Annotated in this window: 21 protein-coding genes; 10 read left to right on the top strand and 11 right to left on the bottom strand. The window is 33.8% G+C overall.

The features are described 5' to 3' along the window. Positions 1-314: 314 nt before the first annotated feature. A complete protein-coding gene (locus KA878_RS11445) occupies positions 315-782 on the bottom strand; it encodes a helix-turn-helix transcriptional regulator (RefSeq protein ID WP_193839881.1) in 468 nt (155 codons plus the stop codon). A 348-nt stretch (positions 783-1,130) separates the two neighbouring features. On the opposite strand from KA878_RS11445, the gene KA878_RS11440 reads away from it, so the two are divergent. The 6 genes from KA878_RS11440 to KA878_RS11415 all read left to right on the top strand — a co-directional run bounded on the left by KA878_RS11440 (position 1,131) and on the right by KA878_RS11415 (position 6,534). Continuing rightward, positions 1,131-2,984 carry a heavy metal translocating P-type ATPase gene (locus KA878_RS11440; protein WP_193839880.1) on the top strand — a complete coding sequence of 618 codons (1,854 nt, stop codon included), beginning with the start codon at positions 1,131-1,133 and terminating at the stop codon, positions 2,982-2,984. 194 nt (positions 2,985-3,178) lie between these two features. Then, a complete protein-coding gene (locus tag KA878_RS11435; protein WP_193839879.1) occupies positions 3,179-3,412 on the top strand; it encodes a heavy-metal-associated domain-containing protein in 234 nt (77 codons plus the stop codon). A gap of 47 nt (positions 3,413-3,459) precedes the next feature. Further along, positions 3,460-3,759 (top strand): hypothetical protein, encoded by a 300-nt coding sequence (locus tag KA878_RS11430; protein ID WP_026907429.1) that lies wholly within the window; start codon positions 3,460-3,462, stop codon positions 3,757-3,759. A gap of 65 nt (positions 3,760-3,824) precedes the next feature. After that, on the top strand, positions 3,825-4,058 hold the full coding sequence (locus KA878_RS11425) for a heavy-metal-associated domain-containing protein (protein ID WP_193839878.1): 234 nt from the start codon (positions 3,825-3,827) through the stop codon (positions 4,056-4,058). A 64-nt stretch (positions 4,059-4,122) separates the two neighbouring features. After that, positions 4,123-4,830 (top strand): Crp/Fnr family transcriptional regulator, encoded by a 708-nt coding sequence (locus KA878_RS11420; RefSeq protein WP_193839877.1) that lies wholly within the window; start codon positions 4,123-4,125, stop codon positions 4,828-4,830. Between the two features lie 429 nt (positions 4,831-5,259). Next, on the top strand, positions 5,260-6,534 hold the full coding sequence (locus KA878_RS11415) for an ISL3 family transposase (protein ID WP_193839876.1): 1,275 nt from the start codon (positions 5,260-5,262) through the stop codon (positions 6,532-6,534). Between the two features lie 418 nt (positions 6,535-6,952). Here the strand turns inward: KA878_RS11415 and KA878_RS11410 are convergent, their stop codons facing one another. The 3 genes from KA878_RS11410 to KA878_RS11400 all read right to left on the bottom strand — a co-directional run bounded on the left by KA878_RS11410 (position 6,953) and on the right by KA878_RS11400 (position 11,218). Next, positions 6,953-8,167, bottom strand: coding sequence for a 3-hydroxyacyl-CoA dehydrogenase (locus KA878_RS11410; protein ID WP_312883987.1), 1,215 nt, complete (start codon positions 8,165-8,167; stop codon positions 6,953-6,955). Positions 8,168-8,594: 427 nt separating this feature from the next. Beyond that, on the bottom strand, positions 8,595-9,140 hold the full coding sequence (locus KA878_RS11405) for a YdhK family protein (protein WP_193839874.1): 546 nt from the start codon (positions 9,138-9,140) through the stop codon (positions 8,595-8,597). 17 nt (positions 9,141-9,157) lie between these two features. Further along, positions 9,158-11,218, bottom strand: coding sequence for a heavy metal translocating P-type ATPase (locus KA878_RS11400; protein ID WP_193839873.1), 2,061 nt, complete (start codon positions 11,216-11,218; stop codon positions 9,158-9,160). A 268-nt stretch (positions 11,219-11,486) separates the two neighbouring features. Between KA878_RS11400 and KA878_RS11395 the strand changes: the two genes are divergently transcribed. The 3 genes from KA878_RS11395 to arsC are packed head-to-tail and all read left to right on the top strand — an operon-like array spanning position 11,487 to position 13,512. Next, complete coding sequence (locus tag KA878_RS11395; protein ID WP_011274435.1) at positions 11,487-11,804, top strand: ArsR/SmtB family transcription factor; 318 nt, start codon at positions 11,487-11,489, stop codon at positions 11,802-11,804. Further along, positions 11,801-13,093 (top strand): arsenite efflux transporter membrane subunit ArsB, encoded by a 1,293-nt coding sequence (gene arsB, locus KA878_RS11390; protein WP_172425791.1) that lies wholly within the window; start codon positions 11,801-11,803, stop codon positions 13,091-13,093. Before KA878_RS11395 ends, arsB begins: the two co-directional genes overlap by 4 nt. Positions 13,094-13,110: 17 nt before the next feature. After that, positions 13,111-13,512: an arsenate reductase (thioredoxin) gene (gene arsC / locus KA878_RS11385; RefSeq protein WP_061854114.1), complete on the top strand. Its 402-nt coding sequence runs from the start codon at positions 13,111-13,113 to the stop codon at positions 13,510-13,512. A 19-nt stretch (positions 13,513-13,531) separates the two neighbouring features. On the opposite strand, the gene KA878_RS11380 is transcribed toward arsC, so the two are convergent. From KA878_RS11380 to KA878_RS11355, 6 genes are all read right to left on the bottom strand, one after another. Further along, positions 13,532-13,873 carry an ArsR/SmtB family transcription factor gene (locus KA878_RS11380; RefSeq protein WP_193839872.1) on the bottom strand — a complete coding sequence of 114 codons (342 nt, stop codon included), beginning with the start codon at positions 13,871-13,873 and terminating at the stop codon, positions 13,532-13,534. 18 nt (positions 13,874-13,891) lie between these two features. Continuing rightward, positions 13,892-14,509: a CadD family cadmium resistance transporter gene (locus tag KA878_RS11375; protein ID WP_002434082.1), complete on the bottom strand. Its 618-nt coding sequence runs from the start codon at positions 14,507-14,509 to the stop codon at positions 13,892-13,894. Between the two features lie 537 nt (positions 14,510-15,046). Continuing rightward, entirely contained in the window at positions 15,047-15,412 is a 366-nt protein-coding gene (locus KA878_RS11370; protein ID WP_193839870.1) for a DoxX family protein, read from the bottom strand. 8 nt (positions 15,413-15,420) lie between these two features. Beyond that, entirely contained in the window at positions 15,421-16,425 is a 1,005-nt protein-coding gene (locus tag KA878_RS11365) for an NADP-dependent oxidoreductase (RefSeq protein WP_002434486.1), read from the bottom strand. Between the two features lie 3 nt (positions 16,426-16,428). Next, positions 16,429-17,094 (bottom strand): SDR family oxidoreductase, encoded by a 666-nt coding sequence (locus KA878_RS11360; RefSeq protein WP_193839869.1) that lies wholly within the window; start codon positions 17,092-17,094, stop codon positions 16,429-16,431. A gap of 21 nt (positions 17,095-17,115) precedes the next feature. Beyond that, positions 17,116-17,799 (bottom strand): type 1 glutamine amidotransferase domain-containing protein, encoded by a 684-nt coding sequence (locus KA878_RS11355; RefSeq protein ID WP_193839868.1) that lies wholly within the window; start codon positions 17,797-17,799, stop codon positions 17,116-17,118. A 77-nt stretch (positions 17,800-17,876) separates the two neighbouring features. On the opposite strand from KA878_RS11355, the gene KA878_RS11350 reads away from it, so the two are divergent. Continuing rightward, entirely contained in the window at positions 17,877-18,224 is a 348-nt protein-coding gene (locus KA878_RS11350; protein ID WP_002434548.1) for a MerR family transcriptional regulator, read from the top strand. Between the two features lie 495 nt (positions 18,225-18,719). Here KA878_RS11350 and KA878_RS11345 read toward each other — a convergent pair whose 3' ends face one another. Then, positions 18,720-18,941 carry a GNAT family N-acetyltransferase gene (locus KA878_RS11345; protein ID WP_072093077.1) on the bottom strand — a complete coding sequence of 74 codons (222 nt, stop codon included), beginning with the start codon at positions 18,939-18,941 and terminating at the stop codon, positions 18,720-18,722. Between the last annotated feature and the right edge of the window lie 152 nt (positions 18,942-19,093).

The raw sequence follows: 19,093 nt of genomic DNA, 5'->3' as shown, positions 1-19,093 counted from the left end.
TTTATCTTCTAGCTGATCTACATTTCTAATATCTATTTTATTTACTTCTAAAATCTTTTCATCTAGCTTGTCAGAAAAGCCTACCAGATGATCGTATTCAAAAAATGTTGGGTGGAAGGTTTGTATATATCTTTCATAAAAAGGTACATATCCTTGTGCTAATTCTGTTTCATTTGCTAAGTCAATCAGTAGTCTTAACTGGATAATTGTTCTCTAAAGGAACTATATTGCTAAAGTTCTTTTAGTGAACAATTAGAATTTTCATCTCAATTTTTAACAAGAATTGTTGCTTTTTTTCATCAATAACTGACCAATTAAGCTTCATGATAAAGAGTGAAGGCAAAGTAAAGAGCTATTGTTACAAGAGTTACTGAAAAGAGAAATTCTGACCGAATACTTGCAATGAAATAAATAAATAAAGTGATAAAAGCAGGTTTAACAATATAGGCTGAAAATTTTGATGATCGATGCTTTTCATAGAAGGTAAATAAAATGCGTAAGGGTAGATATGATAAACCGAGTAACAAAGTAAAAAGAATATCTTTAAATTGTATTTTTTTATTCATTGATTTTGCTCCTTCCGATTGACTGACCATCTCATTTTCGAAGAAGTCAGCAACTAATGCTTTCTCTAACAATTTCAAACTAATTAAATCCGGTGTACTTTTTCCCAATTCCCATTTAGAAATCGTTTGTCGCGTAACAAACACCTTTTCAGCTAGATCTTGTTGAGTTAAATTCAATTCATTTCTTTTAGTTTTTATTTTCGAACCAATATCCATAGCTAACTCCTCTCTGACTTATAATCTATCATTTTTCGGTTCTTTTACAAAGCAACGTTCGCGCAACGCCTTTAATAACAGTAGAAATAGCTAAAAAACGAGTAAAGGTTGATATTAAGCCAATCCTACCGTGTAGTAAAAAACAGGACACTCAAAAACAGGACATCTTTATTGTATGTTCGATAATATATAAGAGTTATTCAGTAAAACAGTTAGATTTGTTTTGCTGTTCTTTTATAATTTTTCACTTTTACAATAGAACTTGATACTAATCAATTTTTATTTCATAGAAACATCCTATACTAGAGTCATCAACAAGGAATACAAATGAAATTGGAGGGAATCAACATGCAAAGATATATATTAAGTAAAAAGAATTCCATTACACTGGTCAGTGCAATTTTGATTGCACTTGCATTCTTCGGACGATTTTCCTTAGACAACATGGCCATTTTCAATTGGTCGCTCATCATTGCATCCATTCTTGGTGTGGCGCCGATTGCAATCCAAGCCTATCAGGCATTAAAAGTAAAAGTTGTCAGTATTGATGTTTTAGTTACCATTGCAGTTATTGGGGCAGTATTGATTCAAAATTATGAGGAATCAGCCATCGTTACTTTCTTATTCTTATTTGGTTCATACTTGGAGCAACGTACCTTGAACAAAACACGTTCTGCCATTAAAGAATTAACAGAGCTGGCACCAGAAAGTGCTTTAAAGCAAATGGAAAACGGAGAATTTGAAGAAGTAGATGTCAATGATGTAGACGAAGGTGATATTTTATTAGTTAAAACGGGTGCAAAAGTTCCGGTAGATGGAACAGTGTTAACTGGTGAAGGTCACATTAATGAAGCAAGTATTACTGGAGAATCTTTACCTGTAAGTAAAAAGGTTGATTCTGAAGTATTTGCAGGATCTATCTTAGAAAATGGAACGATCCAAATTCGAGCTGATCGCGTTGGAGAAGATACAACATTTGGTAGAATTATCGAATTAGTGGAAGAGGCACAGGATTCCAAATCAGAAGCAGAACGTTTCATTGACCGATTCTCTAAATATTATACACCAGCTGTGTTAGTCCTTGGTTTTATTGTTTGGTTTTTCTCAAAAGATATTGAACTAGCTATCACGATTCTTGTTTTAGGATGTCCAGGTGCATTAGTTATCGGGGTTCCTGTATCCAACGTTGCCGGTATCGGAAACGGTGCACGTAATGGTGTCCTCTTAAAAGGTAGTGAAGTTATCAATGACTTTAGCAGAGTAGATACTATCGTTTTTGATAAAACAGGAACATTGACAGTAGGAAATCCTGAAGTTGCCGAAAAAGAATTTTACGGAAAAAATACTGAAGAGGTTCTAGGATATTTAGCAAGTGTGGAGCGTGAATCGGACCACCCACTAGCGAAAGCTGTCCTACAGGATATTTGCGAGACAACTTTCTCTACTGTTGAAGAAACCGAAGTCGTTAAAGGTGGCGGAATTGTAGCAAAAATAGGTGTTCATCGTATAGCCGTTGGTAACGTAGCATTAATGGAAAAGGAAAATGTGAAATTAAGCGAAAAAGCTAAAAAAGACGTCGAACGCTTTGAGAAAAATGGGAATTCTCTTGTGTTAACTGCGGTCGACGGAGAATTAAACGTTCTGATGGGTATTCGGGATCAAATCCGTCCAGGTGTTAAAAAAGATCTTCAAAAACTGAAAAAACTAGGGGTCAAAAACCTTGTCGTTCTTTCTGGGGACAACCAAGGAACCGTAGATTTAGTTGCTCGAGAACTTGGGTTAACAGAAGCACACGGTCATATGCTTCCAGAAGGAAAATCTGCTTATATCGAAAAAATGCAAGCAGAAGGCGGGATCATTGCCTTTGTCGGTGACGGAGTGAATGATAGTCCTTCATTAGCCTTAGCAGATATCGGAATCGCCATGGGAAGTGGAACAGATGTTGCAATTGAAACATCAGATGTTGTTTTAATGAATTCTGACTTTAGTCGTTTACCACACGCATTAGGCTTAACAAAATCAACTTCAAGAAACATGAAACAGAACATCGCCATAGCAGTTGGTGTGGTATTAATCTTACTTGCTAGCCTACTATTTAGTGAATGGATGAATATGTCAATCGGGATGTTGGTTCACGAAGCAAGTATCTTAGTAGTCATCTTGAATGGTATGAGATTGCTTCGATACCGTTTGAGAGGATAAATTTAATAGAAAGCGGTCTTGACGAATGATAAAGGGGAAGTATTCAGGTAGGAAGAACAAAATACTCCCCCCTACTTTTTCTTGAAACTTGATTTGAGTCAATTTTATTTCGTTGAACCTCAGCTATACTTAAATTGTAAAGAAGAAGAGGGAAAACAAAAAAGTCAAAGATAAGATGAAAGGAGAAATAATTCATGCAAAAAGCAGTTATTCAATTAGAAACATTATCTTGTCCATCTTGTATGCAAAAGATTGAAAATGCGGTGAAAGGATTAAATGGGATTAATCAAGATAGCTTAAAAGTATTATTCAATGCCAGTAAAGTAAAAGTAGATTTTGATTCAGAAATGATCACCGTTAACGATATCAAAAAGGCAATTGAAGACTTAGGATATCCCGTTGTTAAATCAAAAGTAAAATCTGCCTAAGACAAACACACATAACAAAAATTATATATAGAAAGAGGGAAATAATAATGTCTGAACAAACATTTAACGAAGTAATAACAAACCATTTTGAAAAACTGGATTTATACACCACTGCAATTACACGGGCCCATGGTAAGAATCACCCAGAAGCCTTTGAAGTACGTGAATTGTTTGAAACAATTAGTGGAAAAGTAAAAGACGCAGGTACGAACAAACCTGACTTAGATGCTGAATTTGCTCAATTACGAAAAATCACAGACAACTACACCATTCCTGGAGATGTATGTGAAACGTATGCAGGCACATTCGAGATGTTATCAGAAGTAGATAAAGCATATCAGGCTTAAAGTAACTCAAAAACAAAAGAATAGATTGGTTTACGGTCGTTAAAAAATGAAGGGGGAAATGATTTATGCAAAAAGCAACGATTCAATTAGAAACCTTATCTTGCCCATCTTGTATGCAAAAGATTGAAAATGCGGCGAAAGGAATAAACGGTGTGAATCAAGATAGCTTGAAAGTAATGTTCAATGCAAGTAAAGTAAAAGTAGATTTTGATTCAGAAGCAGTCGCTATTAACGATATCGAAAAGGCAATTGAAGACTTAGGATATCCTGTTGTCAAATCAAAGGTAAAACCTGCTTAATCGAGTGAATAGAAAGGAAGCCTAAGATGCCCTCTTAGGCTTTTTATAAAAAGGAGAGGTTATTTTGGAACAAAACCAATGTTGTCATCACCAACATGGACATGCAGAATGTATTCGTATTGTTCCTATTTTTAACCATTTGAAAGACTCACAAATGGATTTGATTGCGGAATCTGCCAAGACACTTCATCTACAAAAAGGGGAAATGTTATTCCGTGCAGATGAGGAAGATGATACCTTATATATTATCAATTCGGGTAAGGCTCGGATTTATCGCTTATCGGATTCTGGAAAAGAACAACTTGTTCGCATTTTAAATCCCGGTGATTTTACAGGTGAAGTCGCTATTTTCCAACCTGGAAGTATTCATGAGAACTATGCGGAAGCACTACAAAATACATCCATTTGTTTAATTAAACGAGAGGATTTACAAGAGTATTTGGTGAAATATCCGCAGATCTCATTAAAAATACTGTCAGAAGTAACTATGCGTTTGAAGGATTCTGAAAAACAAACCACACAAGTAGCGATTGAAAATGTAGAAACCCGCATTATATCCTTTTTAGCTGAGAATGTTGAAAAGGGAAGTGGCAATAGTCCAACGATTATCTTACCAATGTCCAAAAAGGATTTAGCCTCGTATCTTGGTACCACACCAGAAACAATCAGCCGTAAATTTACTAATCTAGAAGAACTTGGATTGATCAAACAGTTACCGAAAAAGAAAATTAAAATAATGGATTTAGATCAATTGTTACTTCATACTGAATGAATATAAGAGGGTAGCGTGCCATTATCTAACGGGTTAAGTTTAATAGTACAAAACATAAAATAACAAACCTTTTAGCAATCCAATTAGCATATAAAATGGATTGCTAATTTTTGTTGGTTTAACAATGTCTATCTACAAAAAAGAAAGAAAAATGGCTCCTTATTTGACACTTATTTTACCAAGATGACATAATTTTGTGTCAACTTCATTATTTATTGCATTATCTAATCTTTTCACTCCTTGAATTTTTACAATAGACATTATTCATCACTTTCTTTTCTATATTGGTTCTTCATCTTTTGTGGTGGGATGGCATGAAATGCTATCCCGCCTTTTATGTTTTTAATCATTTTAGATACAAAAAAAGCGCTCATGCCTCTATAATTTTAAGTGACCAAACAAAAAATCGAGAGGAGACATGATGCGCCTATGTGTAATGATATATTAAAACTACTAAAAATTAAAGATGAAAATATTCAAGTTATGAAGGTGGAGGAAGATGTAGAAGTGCGTGGTCAGCTTTCTACAGTTGTTTATGGAACCCTTTCTTATAAACCTGAAGCTTGTATGAAGTGTGGTTGTGTCAATGACGGGCAAATACATAAGCACGGTAAACGTGTTTCGCGTTTGACGTTGTTAAAATCTCAAGAGTCTAATGTTTATCTTAACTTAGCGAAAGAACGCTTTAAATGTTTACACTGTTCAAAGACTTTCACGGCTCAAACAAGCATTGTTGATAGTCACTGTTTTATTACGAATCGCGTGAAGTTAGCGATTCCACATAGACTCACTCGTGTACAATCCGAACTAGACATTGCCAATGATTGTAGTGTTTCACCGAGTACAGTTAAAAGATGTCTTCATAAACTTTCACAATCACTGACAGTCAAACCTTCATCAGGCTTACCCAGACATATCTCCATAGATGAGTTTAAAAGCGTTAAGAACGTGACAACGGCGATGAGTTTTCTTTTTGTAAATAATGAAACGAATCAGATTATCGATATTTTAGAAGATAGACGCATTCATAAGCTCAAAGAATATTTCTATCGCTTTGACCGACGTGAAAGAATAGCTGTTAGAACTGTAACAGCGGATATGTATGAGCCATATACTAACTTCGTTCATGAAGTATTCCCAAATGCGATTTTAATCTTTGATCGTTTTCATATCGTTCAGCACCTTAACCGTGAACTTAATAAGCAACGTATTTCTGTTATGAATGCTTATCGTTATAAATCTTCAACCGATTACACGAAACTGAAAAAACACTGGAGACTTTTCCTTTCCGACAGACAAGATATTAATAGCTATGAATACTTCTGGTCAAAGTCTTTCAAAACATACACAACCTCAAGAGATATTCTAGGGTATCTATTAAATCTTGATCAACAGCTCTATGACACATATATGTTAGTCCACCAACTTCGAGAAGCATTGAAACAATGTGATTGGTTACGTTTCAAAGAAATACTGCGAGGTGTCGAAAAGAAACAGGTATCGCGTGGTGTTTGGCGTGTGATTCGATTCTATAAGAAATACGAGTATGTCCTTTACGCAACAATCCAGCACCCTATGTTTAACAATGGAGCGATTGAAGGTATCAATAATAAAATTAAGCTAATTAAACGTGTATCGTATGGTTATCGAAACTTTAATAACTTTAAAGCCAGAATACTTATTATTTTCAAGTTGTATCAATGACGTAAAAAGCATGGTTTATTAATAAATGACGTCGCATAAATATTACGTAGTAATCGCTACTTAACATGTCACAAACACTCATATAACTATATGGCGTAACAATCATTTCTAATGCGAGACGCCTAAGGCAACAAGCCGAACTGAAAATCCATTTTGGCTTCCATTGTTTAACAAAGCCAAAATTAGTTAAAGTGAGGCGCCTTGGCAAGCGAGCATTAAAGAAATGATAGTACTCAAAAAGCGCACAATTAATAATTAACTGTACGCTTAAATGAATGTAGTGATTACTACGTGTTATGATTAAGTTAAATATAAAATTAGTTACTTTTAATTATCTGCCCACCACAAAAGATGAACATCCTAAAAAAGCGCGCCCATCTATTTGAAGATGAGCGCGCTTAATTTGATTCACACATTTTTAAGAATAAAATGTTTTGCCACGACGTGATTCTAAAAATTTCATCACGTCTTGATCAATGTTGTTGTCGTATTTTTCATGAATTTCAATGACTTTATCAATACCTATCGCATCCATCATTTCGAATGGTCCAATAGGTGAACGTGAGTTAATATGCCAAGTTGTATCAATGACATCGTTTTCTGCAATTTCGTTAACGTATAAATCTTCAGCGGCTTTGAATAAAGACAATAACAATTTAGATAACACGCCATTGTTGTCATTCGCGACGGCTTGTTGTAAATGTTCGTCAGATGGTTTTTCGCCTACAGGAATGTCCCAAGTTTCATATTCAGGGTTTGGATATGTGTAGAATCCTTTACCTGTTGCTTTACCAAGTTCACCATTTTGGATTTTGACGTTATTTTTGTCAACGTACGCTTTTTTCCAAGGTGTGCCGTCTTTTTCATATTCTGCTTGTACGATAGCAGTATTTGTATTTAAACCAACGACGTCAATCGCACCGAATGGACCCACGTTCATACGTATAGCGTTCATCCAAATTTTATCAATTTCTTGTGGTGTTTCTTCTTCATTCGCATACATTTCTTCAGCCACGTGGAAGAATGGCACAAGAAGTGAGTTTTGAACGTAACCTGCATGTTCTTTTTTAATTGACACTGGGTGTAAGCCCATTGCTCCTGCATATTCAACAACTTCATCAAATACAGCACGATCTGTGTCTTTAGTCGCCATAATTTCGCCGACATTATTTAACCAAATTTCGTTCGCAAAGTGTAACGCTAAGAAACGATCTGTACGTCCTGTTGCATCTTTAAAATCACTTGGTAATAATGTTGAGGAGTTTGTTGCGAAAATTGTTTTTTCTGGCGCAACTTCTCCAAGTTCTTTATAAAATGATTGTTTTATTGATAATTTTTCAGGAATGGCTTCAATCACTAAGTCCGCATCTGCGACAATTTCTTTTAAATTTGTTGAAGTTTGGATGCTTTTAACGGTTGCTTTTAATTTGTCTTCTGGCGCATCTAAATCTTTAATATAACGCGGTACTAATTTTTCTAAACGGTCTTTTGCCGCTTCAAGCCCTTTTTTATTCACATCATAAATTGAAACGTTAAAACCTGAATACGCAGCCTGAAAAGCGACTTGGCTACCTAATACACCGCCACCAGCGACAACTACATTTTTAATATTCATCTCTACACTACCCTTCAGAAATAATTTTAGTAAATACCTTTATTATGACATCTAAAAATTAACAAAATCATGAGGTGTTATTTTTATGGGGTGTCACAATTTATTCACAACATAAGTATAATTAATATACCTTTGAAAATCAAAAGAAGAGATTTCCACTCGCAACTGTCTAATTTGGAAAACTCTTCTTATTTCGTGGCATTGTTTAAACTTATATAGTAGATATGCGCTTAGTAAAACCTTGTAATCACTAAATCACTAATATTTAAACGACTGTCATCATTTAATAAGGTAATAAACAGTTTTTTGATAAATGTTATTCTTCTAAAATTCTTTTTAATTTACACACTAAAAAATATCATCCTTAACAATAATAAGTTATTTAAATTATTGATTAAGGAGGATATTTTTATATCTATTTATTTCTCAATTAAGAACTAGATTTTTATCGTGCTTTCAACTCATTTCCTGTCATCCATTTATGATTTTTATTGATTTTACCATTATCTTTGGATTTGTAATCAACTACGTAAACAGTAGTCTTTTTCACGTTATCTATATTGGCTGTAGCACCTTTCATACCAGACATATGACTTGCTTCTAATTTAACAGTATCGCCCTTGCTAAATCCATCTTTAGGTGCATCTTTAATCTCTTCGTTTACGACCCATTTATGATTGTTTACTTTTTCATTTCCATTTGTGGGTTTATAACTTACAACATAGGCATATGTTTTATACACACCTTTTACAGTAGCTTCTGCACCTTTCATACCTGGCATATGCCCTGCTGTAATCGTTACTTTATCTCCCACTTTAAATTCACCCTCATTAGTCGATTTCATATCTTCTGGAACTTTACTTTCATCATTATGCTTCATATGGCTCTCACTTTTTTGGTCATTAGTGTCTTTATCTTTTTCATCATTATTGGAGCAAGCTGATAATATTAGTAATGATCCTAATATCATAAAAAATAATTTTTTAATCATAATAAAACTCCTATCTTTTATTTTAATTTTAATGTAAAAGCATTAATTGCAACGATAACCGTACTTAGTGACATTAAAATAGCACCTATTGCAGGTGATAAAATCAAGCCGATAAATGCTAAAATACCAGCTGCTAAAGGTACAGCAACAATATTATAACCTGCACCCCACCATAAGTTTTGCACCATTTTTCTCATAGTATTATTTGAAAGGGTCAAGAAATGAATAATATCTGATGGATTACTTTTAACAAGTATGATATCACCTGAATCCACTGCAACATCTGTGCCTGCACCAATTGCTATACCAATATCGGCTCTTATAAGACTCGGCGCATCGTTGATACCGTCTCCAACCATCATGACTTTATTACCGTCACTTTGATAATCTTTTATAATGCTTTCCTTATCTTCTGGCATGAGTTGTGCGTGGACATCACTAATACCTAATTCTTTTGCGACAGCGTGTGCCACCTCATTATTGTCACCTGTAAGCATGACTGGTGTAATATTTCTTGATAGTAAATCAGCTACCATTTGTTTTGAGCTTTCTTTAATTTGATCTCCTTGAGCAATCATGCCAATGACTTGTTGATCTTCAATTAAATAGCTGATTGAATTACCTTGTTGAGCTAATTTAGTAAACAAGTCATCGTCATAATTAAGTTTATGTTTATCAAGATAAGAGACATTTGTTATTTTATATGTTTTATTATCAATTAGACCTTCTAATCCGACACCTGGAATATTATTAACGTCTTGTGGATTAGTAAATGAAACATTTTTACTTTTCGCAAAATCAACAATACTTATAGCTAATGGGTGATTAGATTGACTTTCTAATGAGGCGAAAAGGCTTAATATTGTATCATTACTCAAATCATTTTTAAAGCTCTCATAATGATTCACAGAAAAGTTACCCTCAGTTAAAGTACCAGTTTTATCCATCATTACATAATCGATATGTTGAGCTATTTCTACAGACTCTCTATTTTTAATAATTAAACCATTATGTGCACCAATTGAAGTAGAACGTGCAGTGACTAAAGGTATTGCCAAGCCTAAAGCATGTGGACAAGCAATGACTAACACAGTTACAAGACGTTCTAATGCAAAATCAATATCATTTTGAATGAGCATCCAGACAATAAAAGAAATCACGCCAACAATTACAGCAAAGTAGAATAAATAACCCGCTACTTTATCAGATAACAATTCAGCACTAGATTTATCATTTTGTGCTTGATTAACAAGTCCCATAACTTGAGAAAGATATCCATCTTCTCCCACAGCTGTAACCTTGACTTGTATTGTTCCAGACCCATTAATAGAACCCCCGATGACGTTGTCATTTTGATTTTTTTGTACTTTTTTAGATTCTCCAGTGACTAGGGATTCATCTATAGATGTTTGTCCTTGAACGATAATACCATCTGTCGGAATGCTTTCTCCGGCTTTTACTTCGACGATATCATCAGTCATGATGTCTGATATTTTAACTTCTTCGCGTTGGCCATTATCCATAACTTTAATAGCACTATTAGGTAACAGTTCTGCCATTTTCTTTAAAGCATCTCCAGCATTTCCGACAGCATTCATTTCTATCCAATGTCCTAATAGCATAATTAAAATTAAGGTTGCTAATTCCCAAAAAAAGTCCATTGTATGACCAGTTGCACTACTAAAGTTATTCATATAAAAAGCATACAAGCTATAAATATAAGCTACTGAAATACCTAGGGCAACTAAGGTCATCATGCCTGGTTTTTTTGTAGCAATTTCATCTTTACCACCAGACAAGAACGGTTTACCACCATAAAAGAATAAAATTGTACTTAATATTAACACTACCCATTCAGAACCTGGAAATGTGAATTGAAAAGGTAAGTTAACACCCATCATTGGCGATAAAAGAATGATAGGTATTGCAAAAATTAATGAAACAAAAAACTTAACTTTAAAATTTCCATGATGATGTGCATGGCCACTATGATGATGTGAGGCATGGTTATCATGATGCATGTGATTGGAATGATTCATGTGATTTTGATGATTATGCTCTTCACCATTATTATTCAAATTAACCCCTCCTATTTATGAAAATATTATATTAGCTATACTTATACTATAACACATACCCCCTAGGGGTATAAATATTTTCGATTTATCTCCATTTATGGATTTATTTATATCATTCCGAAAATGATGTCTCCACGTCCTACATTAGACCTTGTCATCGATGTTTAAAACAAGGTTTTAATTAAATGTATTATTGCAAAAAGTATTATCTATATAGATATTTGTCTATATAGATGATAATCTATAATAAAGGAGGGATGACATCCATATGTCTTATAAGGAACTATCATTACAATTAAAAATTTTATCGGATCCAAGTCGATTAGAAATATTAGACTTATTATCTTGCGGTGAATTATGTGCTTGTGATTTATTAGCGTATTTTCAATTTTCACAACCTACATTAAGTCATCATATGAAAATTCTAGTAGATAATGAATTAGTATCTACACGAAAAGACGGTACTAAGCGCATGTACCGACTTAATCATAAGTCCTTAGATTCAATCAACAATGAATTAACTTATATTAGCTCTCCTACTCAACAATGTATGTGTAAAAAGATAAAGACAGGTGAATGTACATAATGACTATTCTAGCGATTATTATTTTTCTTTTAACTCTCATGTTTGTTATTTGGCAACCTAAGGGGTTAGATATTGGTATTACAGCATTGTTTGGTGCTATCATCGCTATTATTACAGGCGTTGTCAGTCTCTCGGATGTTATTGAAGTTACAGGGATTGTTTGGAATGCGACGTTAACCTTTGTCGCTGTTATACTCATTTCATTAATTTTAGATGAAATTGGATTTTTCGAATGGGCAGCTATACATATGGTCAGAGCTTCAAATGGTCATGGGTTTAAAATGTTTGTCTACATTATGTTGTTAGGCGCTATTGTAGCAGCTTTCTTTGCGAACGATGGAGCTGCATTAATTCTCACTCCAATCGTGCTCGCTATGGTAAGAAATTTAGGGTTTAATCAAAAAGTCATTTTTCCTTTTATCATTGCAAGTGGATTCATTGCAGATACTACGTCTCTTCCACTAATTGTAAGTAATTTGGTTAATATCGTTTCTGCTGACTACTTCCATATTGGATTTATTGAATATGTAAGTCGCATGATGATTCCCAATCTATTCTCTTTACTTGCAAGTATTGTTGTATTATGGCTATATTTCAGAAAATCCATACCTAAAACGTTCGATACAGAAAATCTATCAGATCCTAAAAGTGTAATTAAAGATTCTAAGTTATTTAAGCTTTCATGGATAGTATTAGCAGTACTACTCGTTGGATATCTTGTTAGCGAGTTTATCCAAATTCCTGTATCAATTATTGCTGGTATTATTGCTTTTATCTTTGTACTGTTAGCTCGCAATTCCGAAGCTGTGCATACGAAACAAGTAATTAAAGGTGCACCATGGAATATTGTCCTATTTTCAATTGGTATGTATTTAGTCGTATTCGGCTTGAAAAACGTAGGCATCACCACAATTTTAGCTGATGCATTATCCAATATTTCAAGTTATGGACTATTCAGTAGTGTTATGGGCATGGGCTTTATATCTGCTTTGTTATCATCAATTATGAATAATATGCCTACAGTTTTAATAGATGCAATTGCTATCGGACAATCGAATGTAGTTGGAACAATTAAAGAAGGTATGGTTTATGCGAATGTCATAGGTTCTGATTTAGGACCTAAAATAACACCGATTGGTTCTTTAGCAACATTATTGTGGCTACATGTCTTAACACAAAAAGGTGTGAAAATTTCGTGGGGAACATACTTTAAAACTGGAATTATCATTACTATTCCGGTCCTATTTGTAACACTCTTAGGTTTATACCTTACACTAATCATATTTTAAGAAAAGAGGCTTTAATTATGGATAAGAAAACAATTTATTTTATATGTACAGGAAACTCTTGTCGTAGCCAAATGGCTGAAGGTTGGGGAAAAGAAATATTGGGTGAAGATTGGAATGTCTATTCTGCTGGTATTGAAACACATGGTGTTAATCCTAAAGCAATAGAAGCTATGAAAGAAGTGGATATTGATATCTCAAACCATACATCAGATTTGATTGATAGTGATATCTTAGAACAGTCAGCTTTGGTCGTAACATTATGTAGTGATGCAGACGATAATTGCCCTATATTACCACCTAATGTTAAAAAAGAACACTGGGGCTTTGATGATCCAGCAGGAAAAGAATGGCCAGAATTTCAACGTGTTAGAGATGAAATTGGAAAAAGAATACAAGAATTCAAAGAAACGCTCGTTTAATGTGAGCGTTTCTTTATATTTAAGTCATACATTTTATTAATAATGATTTCATTTCTATATCTTTGATATAATAGTATGCCATTTTCCCATCCTTGTAAAAATCCAGCACGTCTCTTTTATACAGCGCTCTCAAATGATGTGATGTTGAAGCTATACTCAAACCTAATGTTATAGATAAGTCACAAACACATAATTCTTTCTCTTTAATTAGAGCTAATATAATTTTCAGCTTATTCTCATCACTTATCTTTAATAATGTATTGATAAGCCGTTGAGTTTTTTCTTCTTTTAAAAATCTTAAAGCATAATTCACTTTTTCCTCATGAACACAAATGACGTCACAAATTTTATTGTTATTCATATTAAGTCACACCTTAATTTATAATATAAATCCTAATATTGTTTGTATGGTTTCATTTTCAATAATAATAAATAAGCCCAATGCTATGTAAATAACAGCCATAATCCAACGACTGAACTTCTCAACAATTTCACCCACACCAGGAATTCTAGCTAGTTTTTGTGCTGTGAATACTAAAAAGAAAATTAAAACTAAAAATACAATTAAGGTAGTCAGTAATTCAATAATATCCAATGCTACAAAATAAGGGACAAATAAACCAATATTATCTGCACCACAACTTGCAATTGTCACTAAAGAAACAGTCCCTACTAATTTGGACAAACCTTTTTCGTTTAATTCTTTTTTTGCTCTTTTTTCACCTTCACAATCATCATAAATAGCAACTTTTATACCTAAGTAGATGGGGATCAAACCTAATAAACCTAATATCCATTTCTCTGGAACATAATTTAACACAAAAGCTAAAAATAAACTGACTAATATGAGGATCATCGATCCTAGATATTGACCTATATAAATATCCCTATATTCTTTTCTAGTCTTTGCTCTAGCAAAAAATATTAATAAAATCACTAATAAATCTACCGCAGTTGCAATATAAAGTATTGCCGCAGTTATAATAGTCTGAACCATAGAGCACCTCATTCAAATATACATTTGAATGAATTGTATCATATATTGCATATCTTATGAATAATAAATATTAGAACCGAAAAGTGACACTTTAACTGATAGTAAGGGGCTGTGTATATACGAGTGATTTATAGATTCTTTGAGAATACGACTTAAAGCGATTTTAATTTGTCAGTTCATTGCATTTTGTTTTTTTAACAATTTCAATAATAAGAAGCACCTTATAGAACCTTCCTCATATTTGTCTTACAGGCCACATTATTACATTAATGGTACAATGCCACATAATAATTATATGAAAATATAATTATTTTATTTATTCTTACACTCATACACGCAAATTAACTTATGCTTTTCTTAATTTAGAAGCTTATCACTATAGAAAAATTGAAAAGTAAATGTCTGATATGAGCTTATTTAAACAAAGAGCACATAAGCGTTGTCAAGAGAATCATTTGATATACGTCGATTTTAAGTGTAAATATTAAAAAATCGCCTGGAACAAAAGTAATGTTCCAGGCGTGGCTATGATAAGTCTTATAATAGTTTCGCAAGTGCGACCATGACAAATTGTAATGGTAAACGAATGACATGCTGCTTAACACTATCTGTTCTATCTCTTTCATCTTTATAAGAGATGTTCTTACGTGCAGCGTAAATATTTGCAGGAAATACGAGCCAAAGGAATCCTTGTACTACTTTTCTTACGCGTGATCTATTTTTAGCACCGAGTACATAAAAAACAATTATAAATTCTAATATGCCCGAACACTTAACTATTGCGTGTTTGAAAGGTAAATAGGACGGCACGATTTTTAAAAACATATCTATATTTTTAAAGTGTGAAACACCACTTTTATAAAACAGTAAACTAAATATGAATCTTACGATGATATTTTTCATAGTCTTCTCTATTCTTCAGCGACTTTGACAACTTGTTTACCAAAATTCTCTCCTGTGAATAACTTTCTAAATGCAGAAGGTAAATTGTCAAAACCTTCATCTATCGTCACTTCAAATTTAATTTTACCTTCAGACACCCATTGTGCGAGTTGTTCGCTTGCTTCTTTAAAATGATCAGCGAATTGTGCTACTACAAAACCTTGCATCAATGCTTGATTTTTAATCAACGTTCCTTGGATACGTGGTCCAATATCGTCTTTTTCATTATTATATGCTGAAATTGCACCACATACCGGAACGCGTGCAAATCGATTTAAGTATTTAAACACTTCATCAGAAATTGCGCCGCCAACATTTTCAAAATACACATCAATACCATCTGGTACAGCCGCTTCGAGTTGCTGTGCGAAATCATCTTGTTTATAGTCAATGGCCGCATCAAATCCTAATTCATCTGTTAAATATGTTGTTTTCTGCTTACCACCAGCAATACCGACAACTTTTGCGCCTTTAATCTTAGCAATTTGTCCTACGACAGAGCCTACTGCACCTGATGCAGCTGACACGACAACCGTCTCGCCAGATTGTGGCTGACCAATTTGAAGCAACCCTGTATAGGCTGTCATTCCCGGCATGCCTAAAACACTCAAATATAAATGTAATGGTACATCTTTTGATGGCACAGGGGTCACATCGTCTCCATTCACTGTATTTATCTTTTTCCATGGTAATATGCCTGTGACATAATCGCCGACAGATAGACGTTCATCGTTCGATTGTGTGACTTTTCCAACAATATGACCTTGTAATGGCTCATTCACTTGGAAAGGTTGAACATAACTTTTTGTATCATTCATTCTGCCTCTCATGTAAGGATCTACAGATACATAAATGGATTCTACTTGAACCTCACCTGCATGTGGTTCTCGAGTTTCTATTGTTTCAAATCTAAATACATCGTCTTGAGGGATACTTTGTGGTCGTTTTGCAAGTACAACTTGTTGATTATTCATTTATTATTCCTCCAGATATTTAGTCGTTGCGTCTGATAATGACAAATCACCATTGATGATTTGGAATTCGTGACCTTGTAATACTTCATCAGTTAATACAGAAACAAGCACTTCTGCTACATCTTCTCTTGTAATAGACGGATTTTGTACATTTTCAAATTGCGTACTCATATTGAATTGTTGCGTTTCATGTTCGTTTGTTAAAGCGCCTGGATGCACGATGGTATATTTTAAATTTGCATGTCTTAAGTAGTCATCCGCATAATGTTTAGCAATGGTATATGGTTTCAAGTCGCCTGACGCATCAAAAGCTTCTCGACGTGAGTCGTACGTTGATACCATAACAAAGTGTTGACGACCGACGTGTTCACTTGCTTTAATTGCTTTCACTGCACCGTCTAAATCTACTATAATTGTTTGATCGTCACCTGTGCTCCCACCAGAACCGACGGAAAAAAGGATTTGATCATACGGTTTAAATAATTCTATTAATTCATCAATAGATTGTTTTGCAACATCAATGTAAGTTGCATCAATACCATCTGCTTTTAAAACTTCAACTTGTTCTTCTTTTCTAACACCGGCAGTAAAATCAACATCTCGTTCTTTCAGTTTACTTACAAGATGTTGACCAACGCCACCATTAGCACCAATAATTAATGATTTCATGTGTATCGCTCCTTTATGAAATTATTGATTAGCTAAGATTTTTAAAGCATGTTCAGCAACAGCATGTCCTGATTGAGGATTTTGACCAGTCACAATGCGACCATCTACGACTGCGAAATTGCTCCAGTCATCCTCTTTTTTAAAATGTGCACCGTTACTAATAAATTCGTCTTCTAATAAATATGGCATGTATTCAGTTGTACCATTTGCTTGTTCTTCACTATTTGTAAAACCAGTCACGTCTTTATGACGAACGAGGTAATCGCCATTTTCTTTAATGTCGAGTAGACCAGCCGCACCATGACATACAGAAGAGAGAACGCCTTGGTTATTGTAAATACTTAACGCAATGTCGTTAAGTTCTTTGTTATTTCTAAAATCCCAAATCGCACCATGTCCACCTGCAAAGTAAATGGCTTGATAGTCGCTAGGATTAACCTCTTTTGGAGATAATGTTTGTCCAAATTTATTCATATAATCATGATCCGTGTAGTATTCCCAGTCCTCGGCTCCCATCATTTCAGGGCTAAGACTGATAGGATCAAGAGGAACATACCCACCGTTCGGACTTACAAAATCAACATCATAACCTGCGTCATAGAAATCTTTCGCAAAGTGCGTAACCTCTGAGAACCACGCACCTGTAGGTCTTTCTAAATTATCGTATTTCGCAATGTTTGTTACAACAATTAAAGCCTTTTTCATTGTCTTTCCTCCTCATTCATGTTTATATAGAATACAATATCAGTTAAACCTTGGTTTAAGAGAAAGGATATGCTTACATGAAACAATATTACATTGAATATGTCTCAGATTATTGCAATATACCTAAAAGCAAACTGCGTTATTACGAGAAAAAGAGTATCTTAAAACACATCGACAGAGATAGCAATAACAAGCGTTTATACACAGACGACGATATCGAAATGATTAAATTTATCCAGTGCTTAAGCAATTTGAATATGCCATTAAAAGAAATCCGAAAAAACACAGACATGCTTTATCAAAACCAAATAGATGTCCCAAGCGTGTTACGCGCACACCTAGAATTCTTGAATGAACAACGGAATTTGATCAGTACACATATCGACTTAATTGAACAAAAATTACAAACTGCCATGACTGAGTGACGAGGGAAAAGGGAGTGTGTGAATTAAAAGAACGATGAGAAGAGTATGGAGGAATAGTTAATGAATAAGCATAAGGAAATTTTAGATTTTAAAGATGAAGTGTGTATGTAAAGGCGATAGGTGGATACGCAAAGCTGGAATGAGTCAGAAAATTGCGTCGGGTGGATAAGCTAGAATAGAATGAGTGGGCGATGGATGGATAGGCTAAAACGGTTATAATATACCTTATACCTAAAATTACAGAGTACTAAAACTATCTTATCTGACATCTCTTGACGAGTTCTGCTTATCGGTTGTTGATGGGGTTTTTTGTAATTGATTTTTCGTACAGCTAGATAAAACGATATATTACTACTATAAATACTTTACATCTAATATCAACTAGTAGCATAAATGCTTAATATATACAAAAAGCTCTCTCAAGTTGTAAGACTTAATAGAGTATATTATTTGTTATCTTTTTACATAAAATTACTTATTGGTACTTTTGTAATTTCAATTACTATCCCATTTCATAAAATATTCATATTCTTGAGTTTCTACTTCAAATTCCTTAGATCGTATTTCAAATTGATGTTTTGTATAAAAACGAATGGCTCCTTCATTCTTCTCATTTACATGTAAATTAAGTACATTATAATCGCTTTTTAATCTTTCCAATAAAAACCTTCCTATACCTTTATTACGGTAATTATCTGTAATAAAAAGACCTGCAATATATTGTTCAATCCACTTTATAACGAAATTACTTAATACAAATAATTATAACAAATCAAGAACCTATGTTCTCTCTATATATTCACAATTCTTAAGATATAATTATTTAAAAAATAGAAATGAGTGATTTAAGATAAAGTCCGTATAATTGT

Origin of the sequence: Staphylococcus sp. GDY8P57P, assembly GCF_017892585.1 — a bacterium.
Lineage (GTDB): Bacteria > Bacillota > Bacilli > Staphylococcales > Staphylococcaceae > Staphylococcus > Staphylococcus borealis.
The sequence above is the reverse complement of the archived record's forward strand: the minus strand, read 5'-3'. Positions and strand labels throughout refer to the sequence as shown.

Excerpts from the sequence above, each read along its gene's own strand:
- KA878_RS11445 (WP_193839881.1), bottom strand. The coding sequence starts at position 782 with ATGGATATTGGTTCGAAAATAAAAACTAAAAGAAATGAATTGAATTTA.
- KA878_RS11440 (WP_193839880.1), top strand. The coding sequence starts at position 1,131 with ATGCAAAGATATATATTAAGTAAAAAGAATTCCATTACACTGGTCAGT.
- KA878_RS11435 (WP_193839879.1), top strand. The coding sequence starts at position 3,179 with ATGCAAAAAGCAGTTATTCAATTAGAAACATTATCTTGTCCATCTTGT.
- KA878_RS11430 (WP_026907429.1), top strand. The coding sequence starts at position 3,460 with ATGTCTGAACAAACATTTAACGAAGTAATAACAAACCATTTTGAAAAA.
- KA878_RS11425 (WP_193839878.1), top strand. The coding sequence starts at position 3,825 with ATGCAAAAAGCAACGATTCAATTAGAAACCTTATCTTGCCCATCTTGT.
- KA878_RS11415 (WP_193839876.1), top strand. The coding sequence starts at position 5,260 with ATGTGTAATGATATATTAAAACTACTAAAAATTAAAGATGAAAATATT.
- KA878_RS11405 (WP_193839874.1), bottom strand. The coding sequence starts at position 9,140 with ATGATTAAAAAATTATTTTTTATGATATTAGGATCATTACTAATATTA.
- KA878_RS11395 (WP_011274435.1), top strand. The coding sequence starts at position 11,487 with ATGTCTTATAAGGAACTATCATTACAATTAAAAATTTTATCGGATCCA.
- arsC (WP_061854114.1), top strand. The coding sequence starts at position 13,111 with ATGGATAAGAAAACAATTTATTTTATATGTACAGGAAACTCTTGTCGT.
- KA878_RS11380 (WP_193839872.1), bottom strand. The coding sequence starts at position 13,873 with ATGAATAACAATAAAATTTGTGACGTCATTTGTGTTCATGAGGAAAAA.
- KA878_RS11375 (WP_002434082.1), bottom strand. The coding sequence starts at position 14,509 with ATGGTTCAGACTATTATAACTGCGGCAATACTTTATATTGCAACTGCG.
- KA878_RS11370 (WP_193839870.1), bottom strand. The coding sequence starts at position 15,412 with ATGAAAAATATCATCGTAAGATTCATATTTAGTTTACTGTTTTATAAA.
- KA878_RS11365 (WP_002434486.1), bottom strand. The coding sequence starts at position 16,425 with ATGAATAATCAACAAGTTGTACTTGCAAAACGACCACAAAGTATCCCT.
- KA878_RS11360 (WP_193839869.1), bottom strand. The coding sequence starts at position 17,094 with ATGAAATCATTAATTATTGGTGCTAATGGTGGCGTTGGTCAACATCTT.
- KA878_RS11355 (WP_193839868.1), bottom strand. The coding sequence starts at position 17,799 with ATGAAAAAGGCTTTAATTGTTGTAACAAACATTGCGAAATACGATAAT.
- KA878_RS11350 (WP_002434548.1), top strand. The coding sequence starts at position 17,877 with ATGAAACAATATTACATTGAATATGTCTCAGATTATTGCAATATACCT.